Genomic DNA, 16,736 nt, shown 5'->3' with positions numbered 1-16,736 from the left:
GGCCGCTTCAGTGTCAGATATGCAGGGCGTGGCCCAGCGCGCGCAGCGCCGCTTCCTGTACCGCCTCACCCAGTGTGGGGTGGGCATGGATGGTGCCGGCCACATCCTCCAGGCACGCGCCCATTTCCAGCGACTGGGCAAACGCCGTCGACAACTCGGAAACCGCCACGCCAACCGCCTGCCAACCCAGGATCAGGTGGTTGTCACGGCGCGCCACCACCCGCACGAAACCGCTTTTCGATTCCAGACTCATGGCCCGGCCATTGGCGGCGAACGGGAACTGCGCGACGATGCAGTCCAGCCCTTGCTGGCTGGCTTGCTCCGGGGTCTTGCCGACCACCACCACTTCCGGGTCGGTGAAACACACCGCGGCGATCGCGCTGGGTTCGAAACGGCGCGCCTTGCCGGCGATGATCTCGGCGACCATCTCGCCCTGTGCCATGGCCCGGTGCGCCAGCATCGGTTCGCCGGCCACGTCGCCGATGGCCCAGACGTTGCGCATGCTGGTCTGGCAGCGCTCGTCGATGGCGACGGCGGCGCCGTTCATCTTCAGGTCCAGGCACTCAAGGTTGAAACCTTGCGTGCGTGGCCGGCGGCCCACGGCCACCAGCACCTGGTCGGCTTCCAGGCGCAATTGGCCGCCCTGGCCATCACGGGCCAGCAGGCAGCCGCCTTCGTAACCTTCGACGCTATGGCCCAGGTGCAGGGTGATGCCCAGCTTCTTCAGCGATTCGGCCACCGGGGCGGTCAGCTCGCTGTCGTAGGTTGGCAGGATGCGCTCGCGCGCCTCCACCACGCTGACCCGGGCGCCCAGCTTGCGGTAGGCGATGCCCAGCTCGAGGCCGATGTAGCCGCCGCCCACCACTACCAGGTGCTGCGGCAGGGTTTTCGGCGCCAGGGCTTCGGTCGAGGAAATGATCGGCCCACCCAGCGGCAGCATTGGCAGTTCGACGCTGCTGGAGCCTGTGGCCAGCAACAGGTGCTCGCACTGGATACGCTGGCCATCGACCTCGACCTGCTTGCCGTCGAGCACCTTCGCCCAGCCATGGATCACCTTGACCCCGTGCTTTTTCAGCAGCGCGGCGACGCCGGTGGTCAGGCGGTCGACAATGCCGTCCTTCCAGGCCACGCTCTGGCCGATGTCCAGGCGCGGCGAGGCGACGCTGATGCCCAGCTCCGACGGGCCGGCAAAGCGCGAGGTCTGGTGGAACTGCTCGGCCACGTGGATCAGCGCCTTGGACGGGATGCAGCCGATGTTCAGGCAGGTACCGCCCAGTGCCTGGCCTTCCACCAGCACGGTGGGGATGCCCAGTTGCCCGGCACGGATGGCAGCCACGTAGCCGCCAGGGCCGCCGCCGATGATCAACAGGGTAGTCTGGATAGTCTGTTGCATGCTCACTCCACGAACAGGCAGGCGGGTTGTTCGAGCAGGCCGCGCACGGCCTGGATGAACAGCGCGGCGTCCATGCCATCGACCACGCGGTGGTCGAACGAGCTGGACAGGTTCATCATCTTGCGCACGACGATCTGGCCGTCGATCACCACAGGCCGCTCGACCATGCGGTTGACGCCGACGATCGCCACTTCCGGGGTGTTGACCACCGGCGTGCTAACGATGCCGCCCAGTGCGCCCAGGCTGGTCAGGGTGATGGTCGAACCGGACAGCTCATCGCGGCTGGCCTTGTTGTTGCGAGCAGCGTTGGCCAGGCGCGAGATCTCGCCGGCATTGCTCCACAGGCTGCCAGCTTCGGCATGGCGCAGCACCGGCACCATCAGGCCGTTGTCACCCTGGGTGGCGATGCCCACATGCACCGCGCCATGGCGGGTGATGACCTGGGCTTCGTCATCATAGGTGGCGTTGATCTGCGGGAAATCGCGCAGTGCCACGACCAGAGCGCGAACCAGGAACGGCAGCAGGGTCAGCTTGCCGCGGCTGTCGCCGTGCTTGCTGTTGAGTTGCTGGCGCAGAGCTTCCAGGGCGGTGACGTCGATTTCTTCCACATAACTGAAGTGCGCGACCCGGCGCTTGGCGTCCTGCATGCGCTGGGCGATCTTGCGGCGCAGGCCGATCACCGGTACCTGCTCGCTGTCGGTGCGCTTGGCATAGCCGCTCGGCGCTTGCCCGCCAGCGCTGTGCGGCTTGCTCATGAAGGCGTCGAGATCTTCGTGCAGGATACGCCCGGCCGGGCCGCTGCCATGCACGTAACGCAGTTCGATACCGGCATCCAGGGCGCGCTTGCGCACCGCCGGCGAGGCCAGCGGCTTGTCGCCTGGCTGGCGAGGCACGATCGGGGCTGCCTCGTGGTTGACGGGCGCCTGGCACGCGGCCGGTCTTGCTTCCTTCTGCGGCTCGGGCTTGGCGGCTACCGGGGCAGCGGGGGCCTCGACCTGTTCGCGCTTGGGCACATCCTTGGTGGGCACATCCACATGGTTGCCGCTGCCTTCCACTTCGATGCGGATCAGCTCGCTGCCGACCGCCATCACTTCACCGGGCTGCCCACCCAGGGCCAGCACCTTGCCGCTGACCGGCGAAGGGATTTCCACGGTGGCCTTGTCGGTCATGACGTCGGCCACCACCTGGTCTTCGGCGATCATGTCGCCGACCTTGACGAACCACTCGACCAACTCGACCTGCGCGATGCCTTCGCCAATGTCAGGCATCTTGATGACGTGCGTGCCCATTCAGACCTCCATGACCTTTTTCAATGCCGCACCTACCCGCGAAGGCCCTGGGAAGTAAGCCCATTCCTGTGCGTGGGGGTAGGGGGTGTCCCAACCGGTGACGCGCTCGATCGGCGCCTCCAGGTGGTGGAAGCAGTGTTCCTGTACCAGCGACACCAGTTCGGCGCCGAAGCCGCAGGTGCGGGTAGCTTCGTGTACCACCACGCAGCGGCCGGTCTTTTTAACCGACTCGACGATGGTCTCCAGGTCCAGCGGCCACAGGCTGCGCAGGTCGATCACCTCGGCGTCGACGCCGGTCTCTTCGGCGGCCACCTGGGCCACGTACACCGTGGTGCCGTAGGTCAGCACGGTCACGTCATTGCCGGGGCGGGTAATGGCCGCCTTGTCCAGCGGCACGCTGTAGTAGCCATCGGGTACGGCGCTTTGCGGGTGCTTCGACCATGGGGTGACAGGGCGGTCGTGGTGGCCGTCGAACGGGCCGTTGTACAGGCGCTTGGGTTCCAGGAAGATCACCGGGTCATCGCATTCGATCGAGGCGATCAGCAGGCCCTTGGCATCATACGGGTTGGACGGCATGACAGTGCGCAGGCCGCACACCTGGGTGAACATCGCTTCCGGGCTCTGGCTGTGGGTCTGGCCGCCATAGATCCCGCCACCGCAGGGCATGCGCAGGGTCAACGGGGCGATGAACTCGCCGGCCGAGCGGTAACGCAGGCGCGCCATCTCGGAAACGATCTGGTCGGAGGCCGGGTAGAAGTAGTCGGCGAACTGGATTTCCACCACCGGGCGCAGGCCATAGGCACCCATGCCCACGGCGGTGCCGACGATGCCGCTCTCGGAGATCGGCGCGTCGAACACACGGGACTTGCCGTACTTGTTCTGCAGGCCTTCGGTGCAGCGGAACACGCCGCCGAAGTAACCGACGTCCTGGCCGTAGATCACCACATTGTCGTCGCGCTCGAGCATGACATCCATGGCCGAGCGCAGGGCCTGGATCATGGTCATGGTAGTGGTGGCCATGGCGGTTTCCGGGTTGATGCTGTTGTTGTGGTCGTTCATCTCAAACCCCCAGTTCCTGGCGTTGACGGCGCAGGTGGTCGGGCATTTCCTTGTACACGTCCTCGAACATCGAGGCAGCACTCGGGATGTGACCGTTGGCCAGCGTGCCGTACTGCTCGGCTTCCTTCTGCGCGGCGATCACCGCGGCTTCCAGCTCGGCAGTGGTGGCCTGGTGTTCTTCCTCGGACCAGTGGCCGATCTTGATCAGGTGCTGCTTCAGGCGGGCGATCGGGTCGCCAAGCGGGAAGTGGCTCCAGTCATCGGCCGGGCGGTACTTGGACGGGTCGTCCGAGGTCGAGTGCGGGCCTGCACGGTAGGTGACCCACTCGATCAGGCTCGGGCCCAGGCCACGGCGGGCGCGTTCGGCGGCCCAGCGCGAGGCTGCGTACACGGCGACGAAGTCGTTGCCATCGACCCGCAGCGAGGCAATGCCGCAACCCACGCCACGGCCGGCGAAGGTGGTCGACTCGCCACCGGCGATGGCCTGGAAGGTGGAGATCGCCCACTGGTTGTTGACCACGTTGAGGATCACCGGGGCGCGGTACACGTGGGCAAAGGTGAGGGCGGTGTGGAAGTCCGACTCGGCGGTTGCGCCGTCGCCGATCCACGCCGAGGCGATTTTGGTATCGCCCTTGATCGCCGAGGCCATGGCCCAGCCGACCGCCTGCACGAACTGGGTCGCCAGGTTGCCGCTGATGGTGAAGAAACCGGCCTCGCGCACCGAATACATGATCGGCAGTTGGCGGCCCTTGAGCGGGTCGCGCTCGTTGGACAGCAACTGGCAGATCATCTCGACCAGCGACACGTCGCGGGCCATCAGGATGCTTTGCTGGCGGTAGGTGGGGAAGCACATGTCGGTGCGGTTCAGCGCCAGGGCCTGGCCGCTGCCGATGGCTTCTTCACCCAGGCTCTGCATGTAGAAAGACATCTTCTTCTGGCGCTGGGCGACCACCATGCGGCTGTCGAAAATCCGCGTCTTGAGCATGGCGCGCATGCCCTGGCGGAGAACCTGCGGGTCGATGTCTTCGGCCCACGGGCCTTGTGCATCGCCTTGCTCGTCGAGCACGCGGATAAGGCTGTAGGACAGGTCGGCGGTGTCGGCAGCGTCGACATCGACTGGGGGTTTACGGGCTTGACCTGCATCGTTCAGGCGCAGGTAGGAGAAATCGGTCTGGCAGCCTGGCCGGCCGGTAGGCTCGGGCACATGCAAACGCAGGGGGGCGTACTCGTTCATGCTTTTTACGCTCGCTCGGGTATTTGTTTTTGTGAGCTCTGAAGCGGCCGCCGCTGAGTACCGGCTTGTGACTGGTAGGTCAGCGTCCCCTACATCTTAGTGGTCCGGCAGGAGAATTTTTCTCTCAAGTTGGTTGCCTTTGCCGAGCAGGGCAGATAAACATTCCGCATAAACACAAAAAACCGGTGATTTTGTCTCATGCGCAAACTCGATCGTACCGATATCGGCATTCTCAACAGCCTGCAGGAAAATGCCCGCATCACCAACGCCGAACTGGCCCGCTCGGTGAACCTGTCTCCCACGCCCTGCTTCAACCGGGTTCGGGCCATGGAGGAGCTGGGGGTGATCCGCCAGCAGGTGACCTTGCTGTCGCCCGAGGCGTTGGGGCTGGACGTGAACGTGTTCATCCATGTGAGCCTGGAAAAACAGGTCGAGCAGTCGTTGCACCGTTTCGAGGAAGAAATTGCCGAGCGGCCCGAAGTGATGGAGTGCTACCTGATGACGGGCGATCCGGACTACCTGTTGCGGGTACTGCTGCCCAGCATCCAGGCGCTGGAACGGTTCCTGGATTACCTGACGCGGTTGCCAGGGGTGGCCAACATCCGTTCCAGTTTTGCCTTGAAGCAGGTGCGCTACAAGACGGCCTTGCCGCTGCCGGCCAATGGCATGACCTTGCGGGAGTAGCCGTCCGAGTACTGCACTTGCTGGTCAGGTCAGCTGAATATCGCGCAGGAAGAATTCGAGCACGTCACCGCTACGCTCGCCGGCGTTGAGGTAGTACTGGCGGCCCAGGTCAAGTACCGGGACATTGTCCGAGAGCGACTCCGCAACACGGTAGCCGTTCATGTCCCGCAGGTAGAAGGGAACCAAGCCGGCGCTTTCCACTGTGCCGTCCCATGGCTGGAGCGTTTCGATTTTCCAGTAGGGCCGGGTACGTAGCAGGTTGTACGGATGTGGGGCGTTGAGCACATCCCGGACCCGCCCGGCCACATGCGTACCATACAGGCCTAGCCAGCCATTGGAACTGCTTTCAAGCCTGGCGCCAATATAGGCCCAGTGTTCTGCGCAGGTAATGTAGTAGTGCGTGCGGTCTTCACGGTGCTCGATGAATTCGAAATGGAATGCAAGTCGTTGGAATTCATCCGCACTGCGTGGCACGCTCCTGCGCGCGGCAGTCGTGCACAGCCAGCCGTCTTCATCCAGGCCAAGCACTGGGTGTACGTTGTTGTCTGCAACAACGATCTGGCCACGGTGGACGTTATGAAGTGTAGCGGTGAAATTGGCCCTTATCATGTAAGTCTCCGGTGATTGCTGAGGCGGTAGCCCAGGCTAAGGCACTGCCTGTCGACTTGGGACATGGATGCGTTTCAGCCAACGGAAGAGGGTGCCTGTCAGCCTGCTGTACAGGCCTGATCGCGACATGACCTGCACCGGACGCGCCCCGGCAACAGCATTTTACTCGCCACCGCACTCATTCCCTGGCATTTGCCCTTATGCTTGTCTGCAACCCATCGCCACCTGACCCGGGAGCCGCAAGGGACTTATGCGAAATATCTGGAAGCCGTTTCAGTCGTTGTATTTCGCCGCGCTGATGATGTTGATCGGCTCGGGCCTGCTCAGTACCTACCTGGCCCTGCGCCTGGCAGCCGATCATGTCGACAGCCTGTGGGTGGGTGCCTTGATGGCGGCCAACTACTTTGGCCTGGCGGTCGGCGGCAAGGTCGGCCACCGGTTGATTGGCCGGGTAGGGCACATTCGCGCCTACGCCACTTGCGCTGGCATCGTCGGTGCGGCGGTGCTCGGCCATGGTTTGACCAGCTGGTTGCCGGCCTGGGTCGGGCTGCGGATGATCGTCGGCCTGGGGATGATGTGCCAGTACATGGTCATCGAGAGCTGGCTGAACGAGCAGGCCGATGTGAAGCACCGCGGCGCGGTGTTCAGCGGCTACATGATCGCCTCTTACCTGGGCCTGGTGCTCGGCCAGCTGATCCTGGTGGTGCACCCACAGCTTGGCCTGGAGCTGCTGATGCTGGTGGCCATGTGTTTCACCCTGTGCCTGGTGCCGGTGGCCATGACCCGGCGCATTCACCCCGCACCGTTGCGCCCGGCACCGATGGAGCCGAAGTTCTTCATCAAGCGGGTGCCGCAGTCGCTCAGCACGGTGCTGGGTTCGGGGCTTATCGTCGGCTCGTTCTATGGTCTGGCGCCTTTGTATGCCTCCAGTCAGGGCATGACTACCGAGCAGGTCGGTCTGTTCATGGGTAGCTGCATTTTTGCCGGCCTGCTGGTGCAGTGGCCGCTGGGCTGGTTGTCTGACCGCTACGATCGGGCGGTGCTGATCCGCAGCGTGGCCGTGGGGCTTGCGCTGGCCTCGGCGCCACTGGCGATGCTGCCCAGCGTTCCGCTGGAGTTGCTGTTCGCCATAGGCTTCGTGATTTCGTTGCTGCAGTTCTGCCTGTACCCGCTGGCGGTGGCGTTTTCCAACGACCATGTGGAAAGCGAGCGGCGGGTGTCGCTGACCGCGATGCTGCTGGTGACCTACGGTGTGGGCGCGTGTATCGGGCCGCTGGCGGCAGGCGTGCTGATGAAGGTGCTGGGCCCGCAGATGCTGTATGCCTTCTTCGTGTTCTTTGCCCTGGTGCTGGTGTGGCGCATTCGGCCGAAGGCGGTCACCGGGCTGCACCAGGTGCAGGATGCGCCTTTGGGCCACGTTGCGATGCCGGCTGCCGGTTCGCCACTGTCGGCGGCGCTGGACCCACGGGTGGATGAGCAGACGGTACAGGAGGTGATGCAGGCACCGGTGGCGGCGGAGGATACCGAAGACGAGCCCCGCCAGAATGAGGAGCAGGGCAAGCCCCAGGCCGAGATCAACTCTGCGGTCTGACGGCCTGTTGGCCTGCCCCTCGAAGGGTGCCGGTCATGTCCGGTGCCCCTGGCGAGTCAGGCTGGCTTTATGTTCTTCAGGTTGAAGACCAGTATCTCGCCCTCTTTGGTACTGGCATTGAGGAACCAGTAATGGCGCTTGACCTTGTCCCGGGTATAGGTGGACCTGGCCAGCGCCACCCGGTAACCGTTCAGGTCACGCAGGTAGAAGGGCACTTCTTCGGCTGTTTCCAGGCGGCCGTCCCAGGGGCTGAGCGTTTCGATCTTCCATTGCCCTTTGCCCTCTATGGCCTCATAGAAAGCCTCTGCGAGATTGGCGTTGCCGATGATCCGGCCAACGATATGCGTCGCATAAAAGCCTACCCAGCCATTGCGGTTGCGCTCCAGGCTCGAACCAAAATATTCCCAGGTCTCGGCGCCGTTGATCGCATAGTGCGTTCGCTCGCCCTGGTGCTTCAGGAAACGGAACGCGAAAGTGATGGGCTTGAAGCTCGGGCTGTCCCCGCGCTGGTGCTCTGTGCATAGCCAGCCATCCTGATCGAGGGAGAATAGGGGGTGAACGTACAGCGGGGTGTCGACCACTCCCACCTGGCCATGCTGGCAGTGGAGTTCGGCGGTGAAATTGGCTTGGATCATTGTGGGCTCCTCGGCGGTCGCTTGGGTACAAGTACACTAAGCAGCCGCGGAGCCATAGGTAACCTGGAAGCGCACCACGCCCAGGTGCTGTGCGCTACACCCGCACAGTGGGCCTGCACTCAATAATCGTCTTTGTCGAAGCGCCGTGCCTCACGCTGCAGCTGGTAGACAAAGCTCTCGACCTTGCGCTGCGCCTGCCCGGTAAGGTTATGGAAGCGCACGCCGGCAAAGGTGGTGTTGATCCGCTCTTCGTAATGCAGGTGGCGCAGCTCGACCATGGTGTCGACCAGGCCCAGCGGGTTCCCCGCCTTGAAACGCTCGTACACCTGGCCCAGTTGCAGGCGATCCTCGACATTGCCTTCGAAGCGCAGTTTGCAGCCGGTGGCGGAGATGTCCAGCAGCTTGCCACGCAGGGCGCCGTTGCCCTTGAGGTGGGTGCCATCGAGGATGATATCGACCAGCTGCGACAGCTTCAGCGCGGCGCGGAAGGCATTGCGGCGCTGGTGGTAGGTCATCTCCAGAGGCATGGCGCCGCGGTAGCAGCGGTGGCCGTCGACTTCGCTGATCTTCAACTCGTGGTTGCAGTCCCAGGCGATGCGCACACCATCGTGGAAGCCTTCGACGCGGAAGTGTTCGCCGTTCTCGATGAACTTCTCACCGTCGCGCGGGATCATTTCGTCCAGCGCCAGGGTATTGCTTTCACGGTCCACGTGCACCACGTAGCTCTGGAAGCGCTGGCTGCGGTCGTGGAAGGTGATGATCAGGGGGTCGTGGCTTTCCTGCAGCTGCCGCAAGTTGGCCGCAATCTCCAAAGGGGTGTTCAGCACCTTTGGCGGCTGCGGGGCATCGGATTCATTGAACACGGCTTATCGTTCTCCAGGCAAAAGCGACACACGCAATTAACGGCATTTTGCCAGTATGTTCCGTGCCTTGATAGAAAAAATCACACTTGGCTGAGCGCCCGTGGCTTGGCCAGCGGCGAGGTGCTGCCGCGGCTGTCGTAGAGCGACGGAGAATCGCCGCCCATGAGGATCCGGATCTGGTTGTTGGTGACGTGTTGCTGCACCTGGATGATCCGGCCATTGGTCTCGTTGAGCTGCTGGCAGGCTTGCATCAACTGGCTGATCACATCGAGTTGCTGCAGCAGCAGTTCACCGTTCGGCGATTGTGCCGCCACGGCCTCCACTCCGGCGCGATCAGGGCTCAGGCCAAGGCTGGAAAGCAGGTTGTTGCGCCGCAGACCTTGCTGCTCCAGCAGCACGATCAAAGACTGCTTGCGGGCCAGGATATTCTCCAGTGGCGCCATGTCGCGGCCATGCAGGGCGACCGCTTCCTTTTGCAGAAGGTCCAGCAGTTCCTGCATCGGGGCAATGTCATCTTCGATCAGTTGCAGCAAGGTGGTGTCGTGCATGGCTAACTCTTGGCTTTTCTAGCGTCCGTGAAGTCAGCGCGCCGAACGGTCAGCGCTGGGCTTCGAAATCGAGCAGTTTGCTGGCGACCCGGCCGGCATCGACCTGGTAGCTGCCGTCGGCGATCGCCTGTTTCAACTGGGCCACACGGGCACTGTTGACCACCGGCTCGTCGCGCAGCTTGTCGCTGATCTTCTGCAACTGCTGGGCCTCTTGGCTGAGGTGTACCGCTTCTCCGCTGGCGCTGGTGGCGGTTGCCGCTTCCTGGCTGGCTGCCGGTTTTTCGGCGCTGCCGTTCGCGGTGTTGCCGCGCACGCCGCCCGTGACGGACGGAGAGTTATTCAAACGACTGAAGTCGATGACCATGATCAGAAACCTCTGGGTATTTGGACGCTTGCCTTGTTTTCGGCCAACCCGAAAGAAACTTTAGGCACAAATGCATAGCCGCCTGTCAGCAAGCTCGCGAACCCGTTTTCTGACACAGTTTAGGAAAAGCGGTTCCTCACCGCCAGCGCAAATCAGTGGGCTGGCTACATACTTACCTCGACCTGCCCAGGGCCGGTCACCCTGGCCTTGATCACCCGTTTGGAATTGAGGTTGCGCACCCGGATCTGTTCGCTCAGGCCACCCTTACTCAGGGCTTCCCCGGGCATGCGTACACTCAGGCTGCCACTGCGGGCGATGATCACCACGTGGTCACCCTTGCGCACCACCTCGGCCTGTTCCAGGTGTTGCGGGGTGAGTACCTGGTCGATCACCGTGGGGCGCAGCATCTTCATGCCTACCGCCTGTTCCAGTTCGGTCAGGAAGCCTTGGCCCAGGGTGCCGACATCCCGCTCGCGCAGGGCCACATCGCCTTCGCCCACCACGTTGTCGCGCTTGAGCGGCCGGGTCACCACCACCACGTCGCGGAACAGCCGCACGGTGGCCGGCACGAACACGGTCCAGGGCGCTGAGCCTTCGCAGCGTACCTTCACCGTGACGCGGCCCAGCGGCTGAGCCGGGCTTTCCAGCGAGGCGTCCAGCTGCTGGCTGCACAGCGGCATGCGCAGGCGCGGGTCCAGCGGGTTGACCTGGATCTCGTAACGGCCGGCGGTCTGGGTGGTGGCCAGATAATCTTCGACGCTGAATTCAAGAAACCCTTGAGTGACACCGATAAGCTGTTCAGGCAAGGTAAACGCGTCCGCTACCGTGCGAACGCCGGGCACCAGAAGGCACAGCATGGCCAGCGAGCCAGTCAGCAGGCGCGTCAATCGTCGGAAAAATGTCGTTTTCGTGTACATGGCGCTCAAAAAAGCAAAGCCCGTGCCGACTCGCTAACTGAGTTGCAACGAAAGGCTGAAACATAAAGGAGTCTGGCATGGCAGGTGTTATGGATTCGGTCAACCAGCGCACGCAGCTGGTGGGGCAGAATCGCCTGGAATTGCTGCTGTTCCGCCTCAATGGCGAGCAGCTTTACGGCATCAACGTATTCAAGGTCAGGGAAGTGCTGCAATGCCCTGCGCTGACCCTGCTGCCCAAGGCGCACCCGGTGGTGCGCGGTGTTGCCAATATTCGCGGGGCGACCATCCCGATCCTCGACCTGTCGATGGCCACCGGCTTGCGGCCGCTGCAGGAAGACACGCGCAACAGTTTCGTGATCATCACCGAGTACAACACCAAGACCCAAGGCTTCCTGGTGCACTCGGTGGAGCGCATCGTCAACATGAACTGGGAAGAGATCCATCCGCCACCCAAGGGCACCGGCCGCGACCACTACCTGACCGCGGTCACCCGGGTGGACAACCGCATGGTCGAGATCATCGATGTGGAGAAGGTGCTGGCCGAAGTGGCGCCGTCGTCCGAGTCGGTGTCGGCCGGGGTGATCGATGCCGAGGTGCAGGACAAGGCCGTGCTGCTGCGGGTGCTCACCGTCGACGATTCGTCGGTGGCGCGCAAGCAGGTCAGCCGCTGCCTGCAGACGGTGGGGGTCGAGGTGGTGGCGCTCAATGACGGCCGTCAGGCCCTGAACTACCTGCGCCAGCTGGTGGATGAGGGCAAGAAGCCGGAAGAAGAGTTCCTGATGATGATCTCGGACATTGAAATGCCGGAAATGGACGGCTATACGCTAACGGCGGAGATCCGCAGCGATCCGCGCATGCAAAAATTGCACATCTGCCTGCATACTTCGCTTTCCGGGGTGTTCAACCAGGCGATGGTCAAGAAGGTCGGTGCCGATGACTTCCTGGCCAAGTTCAAGCCGGACGACCTGGCCCAGCGGGTGGTCGACCGGATCAAGGCAACGCATTGAAGCAGCCGGGGGCAGGCCCCCCGGCACCAGTGATTTAAAAGAGGCGGCAGTAGTGTCTACGGGTAATTTGGATTTCGAACAGTTCCGGGTCTTCCTGGAGAAAGCCTGTGGCATCCTGCTGGGCGAGAATAAGCAGTACCTGGTCTCCAGCCGTCTCAACAAGCTGATGGAGCAACAGGGCATCAAGAGCCTGGGCGAGCTGGTGCAGCGCATCCAGGCCCAGCCGCGCGGCGGTTTGCGCGAGCAGGTGGTCGATGCCATGACCACCAACGAGACCCTGTGGTTTCGCGATACCTACCCGTTCGAGGTGCTGAAGAACAAGGTCATCCCCGAGTTCATCCGCAACAACCCCGGCCAGCGCCTGCGCATGTGGTCGGCGGCCTGTTCGTCGGGGCAGGAACCGTATTCCATCTCGATGGCCATCGACGAGTTCGAGCGTAGCAACCTCGGCCAGTTGAAGATGGGCGCGCAGATCGTTGCCACCGACTTGTCCGGCACCATGCTGACCAACTGCAAGACCGGCGAGTACGACAGCCTGGCGATTGCCCGTGGCTTGTCCCAGGAGCGCCTGCAGCGCTACTTCGACACCAAGGGGCCGGGGCGCTGGGCGGTCAAGCCGGCGATTCGCAGCCGCGTCGAGTTCCGCTCGTTCAACCTGCTCGACAGCTATGCCAGCCTGGGCAAGTTCGATGTGGTGTTCTGCCGTAACGTGCTGATCTATTTTTCGGCGCAGGTGAAGAAGGACATTCTGTTGCGTATCCACAGTACCTTGAAGCCGGGTGGGTATCTGTTCCTCGGGGCTTCCGAGGCGCTGAACGGGTTGCCGGACCATTATCAGATGGTGCAGTGCAGCCCGGGGATCATTTACCAGGCGAAGTAACCAAGAGGGCCGGCAGCGAAAGTTGCCGGCCTTTTTGTTTGCCTGTGCCGGCCTCTTCGCGGGTAAACCCGCTCCCACAGGTACCGCGCCGACCTTGAAAGCTGTGCAGAACCCGGTGGGAGCGGGTTTACCCGCGAAGAGGCCGGCGCAGGAGAAATGCTGACGTCAATTTTTTGTTTTGCCGCTTTTGCCGCCCGGCAATTGCCGCTTTCGCGCCCGAAGGCGGAAGGCCTTTGCCGCTTTTCTGGCATCACTCTGACAGCACCTTGCCCTGCAAGCCCGTATTTCCGGGCTTTCTGTTGGTTGGCACAGCCCTTGCTATACCTTGCCCAACGATATTCCGGTCAACCTCCGAAGGTTTCCCCGACATGAGCATCAGCTTCGACAAGGCGCTTGGTATTCACGAAAAGGCCCTGGGCTTCCGCGCCCAGCGCGCCGAAGTGCTGGCCAACAACATCGCCAACGCCGACACGCCCAACTACAAGGCGCGCGACATGGACTTCGCCTCGGTGCTCGCTGCCGAAAGCGACAGGCAGCAGAGTGGCGGCCGTTTCAGTCTCGACCGTACCAACAGCCGCCATATCGAGGCCGAGGGCCTGGCCATGGCCGACGATACCCTCAAGTACCGCACGCCAACGCAGCCGTCGATCGACCAGAACACCGTGGACGCGCAGATCGAGCAATCGAACTACACCGAAAACGCCGTCGGCTTCCAGGCCAGCTTCACCTTGCTCAACAGTAAATTCAAAGGGCTGGTTTCGGCCCTGCGGGGAGAATGATCATGTCCCTTTCCAGTGTCTTCAACATTGCCGGTAGCGGCATGAGTGCGCAGAACACGCGCCTGAACACCGTTGCTTCCAACATCGCCAACGCCGAGACCGTGTCTTCGAGCATCGATCAGACCTATCGCGCCCGCCACCCGGTGTTCGCCACCACCTTCCACGACGCACAGGCCGGCGGCAGCCAGTCGCTGTTCGAAGATCAGGGCGAAGCAGGGCAGGGCGTGCAGGTAAAAGGCATCGTCGAGGACCAGAGCAATCTGGAGGCCCGTTACGAGCCCAACCACCCGGCGGCGAACAAGGACGGCTACGTCTACTACCCGAACGTCAACGTGGTTGAAGAGATGGCTGACATGATCTCCGCCAGCCGCGCGTTCCAGACCAACGCCGAGCTGATGAATACGGCCAAGGCCATGATGCAGAAGGTCCTGACCCTCGGTCAGTGATAAGGAAACCAGAGCATGGCAATCGATACCAACGGTGTGAACCTCAACGACGTGCTCGCGGCGTCGGGTGTAGGCACCAGCACCAAGAAGACCACGGACACCGCATCCAAGACCGGCAACGACTCGCTCGGCAAGGACGCGTTCCTGCAATTGCTGGTCACCCAGATGCAGCACCAGAACCCGCTGGACCCACAGGACAACGGTGAGTTCGTTGCCCAGTTGGCGCAGTTCAGCAGCCTGGAAGGCATTACCTCGCTGAACGAATCGGTCAACTCCATCACCAGCGCCATGGCCTCGTCCCAGGCCCTGCAGGCGTCCTCGCTGGTCGGGCGTTCGGTGGTAGTGCAGAACGACAAGGCCGTGGTCGACACCGCAGAAAGCTTCAATGCGCAGTTCGTCGTGCCGCAAGCCATCGGCGAAGCGAAGATCACCATCAAGGACAAGGACGGCAATACCGTCAAGACCATCGAGCTGGGCGAGCAGAAAGCCGGTTACGCCGATTTCATCTGGGACGGTACCAACAGCAGTGGCGAGAAAGTCGACCCTGGTACTTACACCTTCACTGCTACCACCACGGTGGATGGCAAGTCGGTGCAGATGAACACGCTGTTGCCAGCCAAGGTGACCAGCGTCAGTTTCAGTGCCGCCGGCGAAATGGTGCTCAACCTCGCCGGTGTTGGCAAAGTGTCCCTCTCCGACGTGCAAACCATCGGTATCTAAGGCCCGCTAGAGCGGCAAAAGGAGCGAATTCATGTCTTTCAATATCGGCCTTAGCGGTCTGTACGCAGCAAACAAGCAACTGGATGTCACCGGCAACAACATCGCCAACGTCAACACCAATGGCTTCAAGTCGTCGCGTGCCGAGTTCGCCGATGTCTATGCAGGTTCCAACCGCCTGGGTGTTGGCAAGAACCAGGTGGGTAACGGCGTGCGCCTGGCAGCGGTTTCCCAGCAGTTCACCCAGGGTGACGTCAACACCACCGGCAACGTGCTGGATATGGGGATCCAGGGGCAGGGCTTCTTCGTGCTGTCCGATAACGGCTCGCGCGTGTACACCCGTGCGGGTGCTTTCCAGGCCAGCAAGGACAACTTCGTGGTTACCTCGGACGGCCTGCGCCTGCAGGGCTACGCCGCCGACTCGACTGGCAAGATCCAGAAGGGCGTGCTGACCGATCTGCAGATCGATACATCGGCGCTGCAGCCAAAGGCAACATCGCTGATCGACCAGGGCATCAACCTGAATTCCTCGGCCGCCGACATCCCGCTGGAAGTGGACGATGGCACTGGCGTGATGGTGCCGAACCTGCCGTTCGATCCTTCCGATCAGACGACTTACACCAAGTCTTTCCCGACCAAGGTGTATGACAGCCAGGGTAACGAGCACACCATGGAGCAGTTCTATCGCAAAACTGGCACCAATGAGTGGACCATGTACACCCTGGTCGATGGGCGCAACCCGTTTTCCCCATCCTCCACCGTGCCGCTGACTGGCACCATCAGCTTCAACAGCGATGGCTCGGTCAAGAGCATGACTGCGGACAATACCGGGCACCCGGCGGGCTCGTCGTTCACCGTGACCAACAACACCTTCACCATGACCGGCTGGGTGCCGGCGGTGGAAGATTCTGCGGGTAACTGGATCTCCAACGGCGCGGTGGGCAATGCCGATGGCATGCGCCTGGCGATGAACAGCACTACCTCCTACAACACCGAGACCGCGCGGATGTCGCAGTCCCAGGACGGCTACGCGACCGGTATCCTGTCGAGCCTGAGCATCGACTCGACGGGTGTGCTGTTCGCCAGCTTCAGCAACCAGCAATCCCGCGCCATCGGCCAGGTGGCCCTGGCCAGCTTCGCCAACGAGCAGGGCCTGCAGCAGATTGGTGGTACCCGCTGGACCGAAACCTACACGTCCGGTATCCCGGGCATCGATGCGCCGAAGACAGGTACCCTGGGCAGCGTCGAGTCCAACGCGCTGGAAGGCTCGAACGTGAACCTGACTCAGGAATTGGTCGAGCTGATCAAGGCGCAGAGCAACTACCAGGCGAACGCCAAGACTATCTCCACTGAAAGCACCATCATGCAGACCGTCATCCAGATGGCCTGATGGTTGCTGGCTGAGTGTATGTGGGCGAACCCCTTTGTCATGAAGGGGTTCGTCGTCTTTGCCGGAGGGGTCATGAAAAGGCTGGTTGTCACATTGGTCGCTGCTTTCTGCCTGTACCAGGCTCAGGCCGGTACCGCGCCCTGGTGGCGCTGGGAAAGCCAGGTGGACGGGCGCCTGGTCTGCTCGCAATGGCCGCCGGGGGATGGCTGGAAGAAGTTCGCCGGCCCCTACAGCAACGGCGCTTGCCGCGAGCCTTGAATAAACCTGTACTGGCCTTTTCGCGGGTAAACCCGCTCCCACAGGTGTCGCGCTGTGCCTGTGGGAGCGGGTT

General features: G+C 62.5%; 19 protein-coding genes. 9 read left to right on the top strand and 10 right to left on the bottom strand.

All coding sequences use genetic code 11. The features are described 5' to 3' along the window. Positions 1–13: 13 nt before the first annotated feature. The 4 genes from lpdA to E5221_RS20110 are packed head-to-tail and all read right to left on the bottom strand — an operon-like array spanning position 14 to position 4,975. The gene (lpdA, locus tag E5221_RS20125; protein WP_038410063.1) at positions 14–1,393 is read right to left on the bottom strand and encodes a dihydrolipoyl dehydrogenase; all 1,380 of its coding nucleotides are present in this window, start codon (positions 1,391–1,393) and stop codon (positions 14–16) included. A 2-nt stretch (positions 1,394–1,395) separates the two neighbouring features. Continuing rightward, complete coding sequence (locus E5221_RS20120) at positions 1,396–2,682, bottom strand: dihydrolipoamide acetyltransferase family protein (RefSeq protein WP_061551266.1); 1,287 nt, start codon at positions 2,680–2,682, stop codon at positions 1,396–1,398. Then, positions 2,683–3,741: an alpha-ketoacid dehydrogenase subunit beta gene (locus tag E5221_RS20115; protein WP_015271253.1), complete on the bottom strand. Its 1,059-nt coding sequence runs from the start codon at positions 3,739–3,741 to the stop codon at positions 2,683–2,685. It abuts the gene before it with no gap. A gap of 1 nt (position 3,742) precedes the next feature. Continuing rightward, positions 3,743–4,975, bottom strand: coding sequence for a 3-methyl-2-oxobutanoate dehydrogenase (2-methylpropanoyl-transferring) subunit alpha (locus E5221_RS20110; RefSeq protein ID WP_013973636.1), 1,233 nt, complete (start codon positions 4,973–4,975; stop codon positions 3,743–3,745). Between the two features lie 198 nt (positions 4,976–5,173). Between E5221_RS20110 and bkdR the strand changes: the two genes are divergently transcribed. Beyond that, positions 5,174–5,659, top strand: coding sequence for a Bkd operon transcriptional regulator BkdR (bkdR, locus tag E5221_RS20105; protein ID WP_012273540.1), 486 nt, complete (start codon positions 5,174–5,176; stop codon positions 5,657–5,659). 24 nt (positions 5,660–5,683) lie between these two features. Here the strand turns inward: bkdR and E5221_RS20100 are convergent, their stop codons facing one another. Next, positions 5,684–6,268, bottom strand: a complete 585-nt coding sequence (locus tag E5221_RS20100) for a hypothetical protein (RefSeq protein ID WP_247846313.1) — start codon at positions 6,266–6,268, stop codon at positions 5,684–5,686. Between the two features lie 250 nt (positions 6,269–6,518). Here E5221_RS20100 and E5221_RS20095 point away from each other — a divergent pair, with 250 nt between their 5' ends. Beyond that, entirely contained in the window at positions 6,519–7,859 is a 1,341-nt protein-coding gene (locus tag E5221_RS20095) for an MFS transporter (protein ID WP_061551265.1), read from the top strand. 56 nt (positions 7,860–7,915) lie between these two features. On the opposite strand, the gene E5221_RS20090 is transcribed toward E5221_RS20095, so the two are convergent. From E5221_RS20090 to flgA, 5 genes are all read right to left on the bottom strand, one after another. Next, positions 7,916–8,494 (bottom strand): hypothetical protein, encoded by a 579-nt coding sequence (locus tag E5221_RS20090; RefSeq protein ID WP_015271250.1) that lies wholly within the window; start codon positions 8,492–8,494, stop codon positions 7,916–7,918. A 119-nt stretch (positions 8,495–8,613) separates the two neighbouring features. Then, complete coding sequence (locus tag E5221_RS20085; protein ID WP_003257255.1) at positions 8,614–9,357, bottom strand: flagellar brake protein; 744 nt, start codon at positions 9,355–9,357, stop codon at positions 8,614–8,616. Positions 9,358–9,437: 80 nt separating this feature from the next. Beyond that, entirely contained in the window at positions 9,438–9,905 is a 468-nt protein-coding gene (locus E5221_RS20080) for a flagellar protein FlgN (protein ID WP_061551264.1), read from the bottom strand. A 49-nt stretch (positions 9,906–9,954) separates the two neighbouring features. Beyond that, a complete protein-coding gene (gene flgM, locus E5221_RS20075) occupies positions 9,955–10,269 on the bottom strand; it encodes a flagellar biosynthesis anti-sigma factor FlgM (RefSeq protein WP_025340104.1) in 315 nt (104 codons plus the stop codon). Positions 10,270–10,433: 164 nt separating this feature from the next. Then, the gene (gene flgA, locus E5221_RS20070) at positions 10,434–11,186 is read right to left on the bottom strand and encodes a flagellar basal body P-ring formation chaperone FlgA (RefSeq protein WP_015271246.1); all 753 of its coding nucleotides are present in this window, start codon (positions 11,184–11,186) and stop codon (positions 10,434–10,436) included. A gap of 77 nt (positions 11,187–11,263) precedes the next feature. On the opposite strand from flgA, the gene E5221_RS20065 reads away from it, so the two are divergent. The 7 genes from E5221_RS20065 to E5221_RS20035 all read left to right on the top strand — a co-directional run bounded on the left by E5221_RS20065 (position 11,264) and on the right by E5221_RS20035 (position 16,663). Then, the gene (locus E5221_RS20065) at positions 11,264–12,193 is read left to right on the top strand and encodes a chemotaxis protein CheV (RefSeq protein ID WP_039612677.1); all 930 of its coding nucleotides are present in this window, start codon (positions 11,264–11,266) and stop codon (positions 12,191–12,193) included. Positions 12,194–12,245: 52 nt separating this feature from the next. Continuing rightward, a complete protein-coding gene (cheR, locus tag E5221_RS20060; RefSeq protein ID WP_015271244.1) occupies positions 12,246–13,073 on the top strand; it encodes a protein-glutamate O-methyltransferase CheR in 828 nt (275 codons plus the stop codon). A gap of 368 nt (positions 13,074–13,441) precedes the next feature. Continuing rightward, positions 13,442–13,852: a flagellar basal body rod protein FlgB gene (gene flgB / locus E5221_RS20055; protein ID WP_061551262.1), complete on the top strand. Its 411-nt coding sequence runs from the start codon at positions 13,442–13,444 to the stop codon at positions 13,850–13,852. 2 nt (positions 13,853–13,854) lie between these two features. Then, positions 13,855–14,298, top strand: a complete 444-nt coding sequence (gene flgC, locus E5221_RS20050) for a flagellar basal body rod protein FlgC (protein ID WP_247846312.1) — start codon at positions 13,855–13,857, stop codon at positions 14,296–14,298. A 15-nt stretch (positions 14,299–14,313) separates the two neighbouring features. Next, positions 14,314–15,018, top strand: coding sequence for a flagellar hook assembly protein FlgD (gene flgD / locus E5221_RS20045; RefSeq protein WP_003257261.1), 705 nt, complete (start codon positions 14,314–14,316; stop codon positions 15,016–15,018). 31 nt (positions 15,019–15,049) lie between these two features. Continuing rightward, positions 15,050–16,405 (top strand): flagellar hook protein FlgE, encoded by a 1,356-nt coding sequence (flgE, locus tag E5221_RS20040; RefSeq protein WP_015271242.1) that lies wholly within the window; start codon positions 15,050–15,052, stop codon positions 16,403–16,405. 72 nt (positions 16,406–16,477) lie between these two features. After that, entirely contained in the window at positions 16,478–16,663 is a 186-nt protein-coding gene (locus E5221_RS20035; RefSeq protein WP_015271241.1) for a hypothetical protein, read from the top strand. Positions 16,664–16,736 lie beyond the last annotated feature (73 nt).

It is taken from the genome of Pseudomonas sp. A2, assembly GCF_023100865.1.
Lineage (GTDB): Bacteria > Pseudomonadota > Gammaproteobacteria > Pseudomonadales > Pseudomonadaceae > Aquipseudomonas > Aquipseudomonas asiatica.
This window is presented reverse-complemented; position numbering and strand designations above follow the sequence as displayed.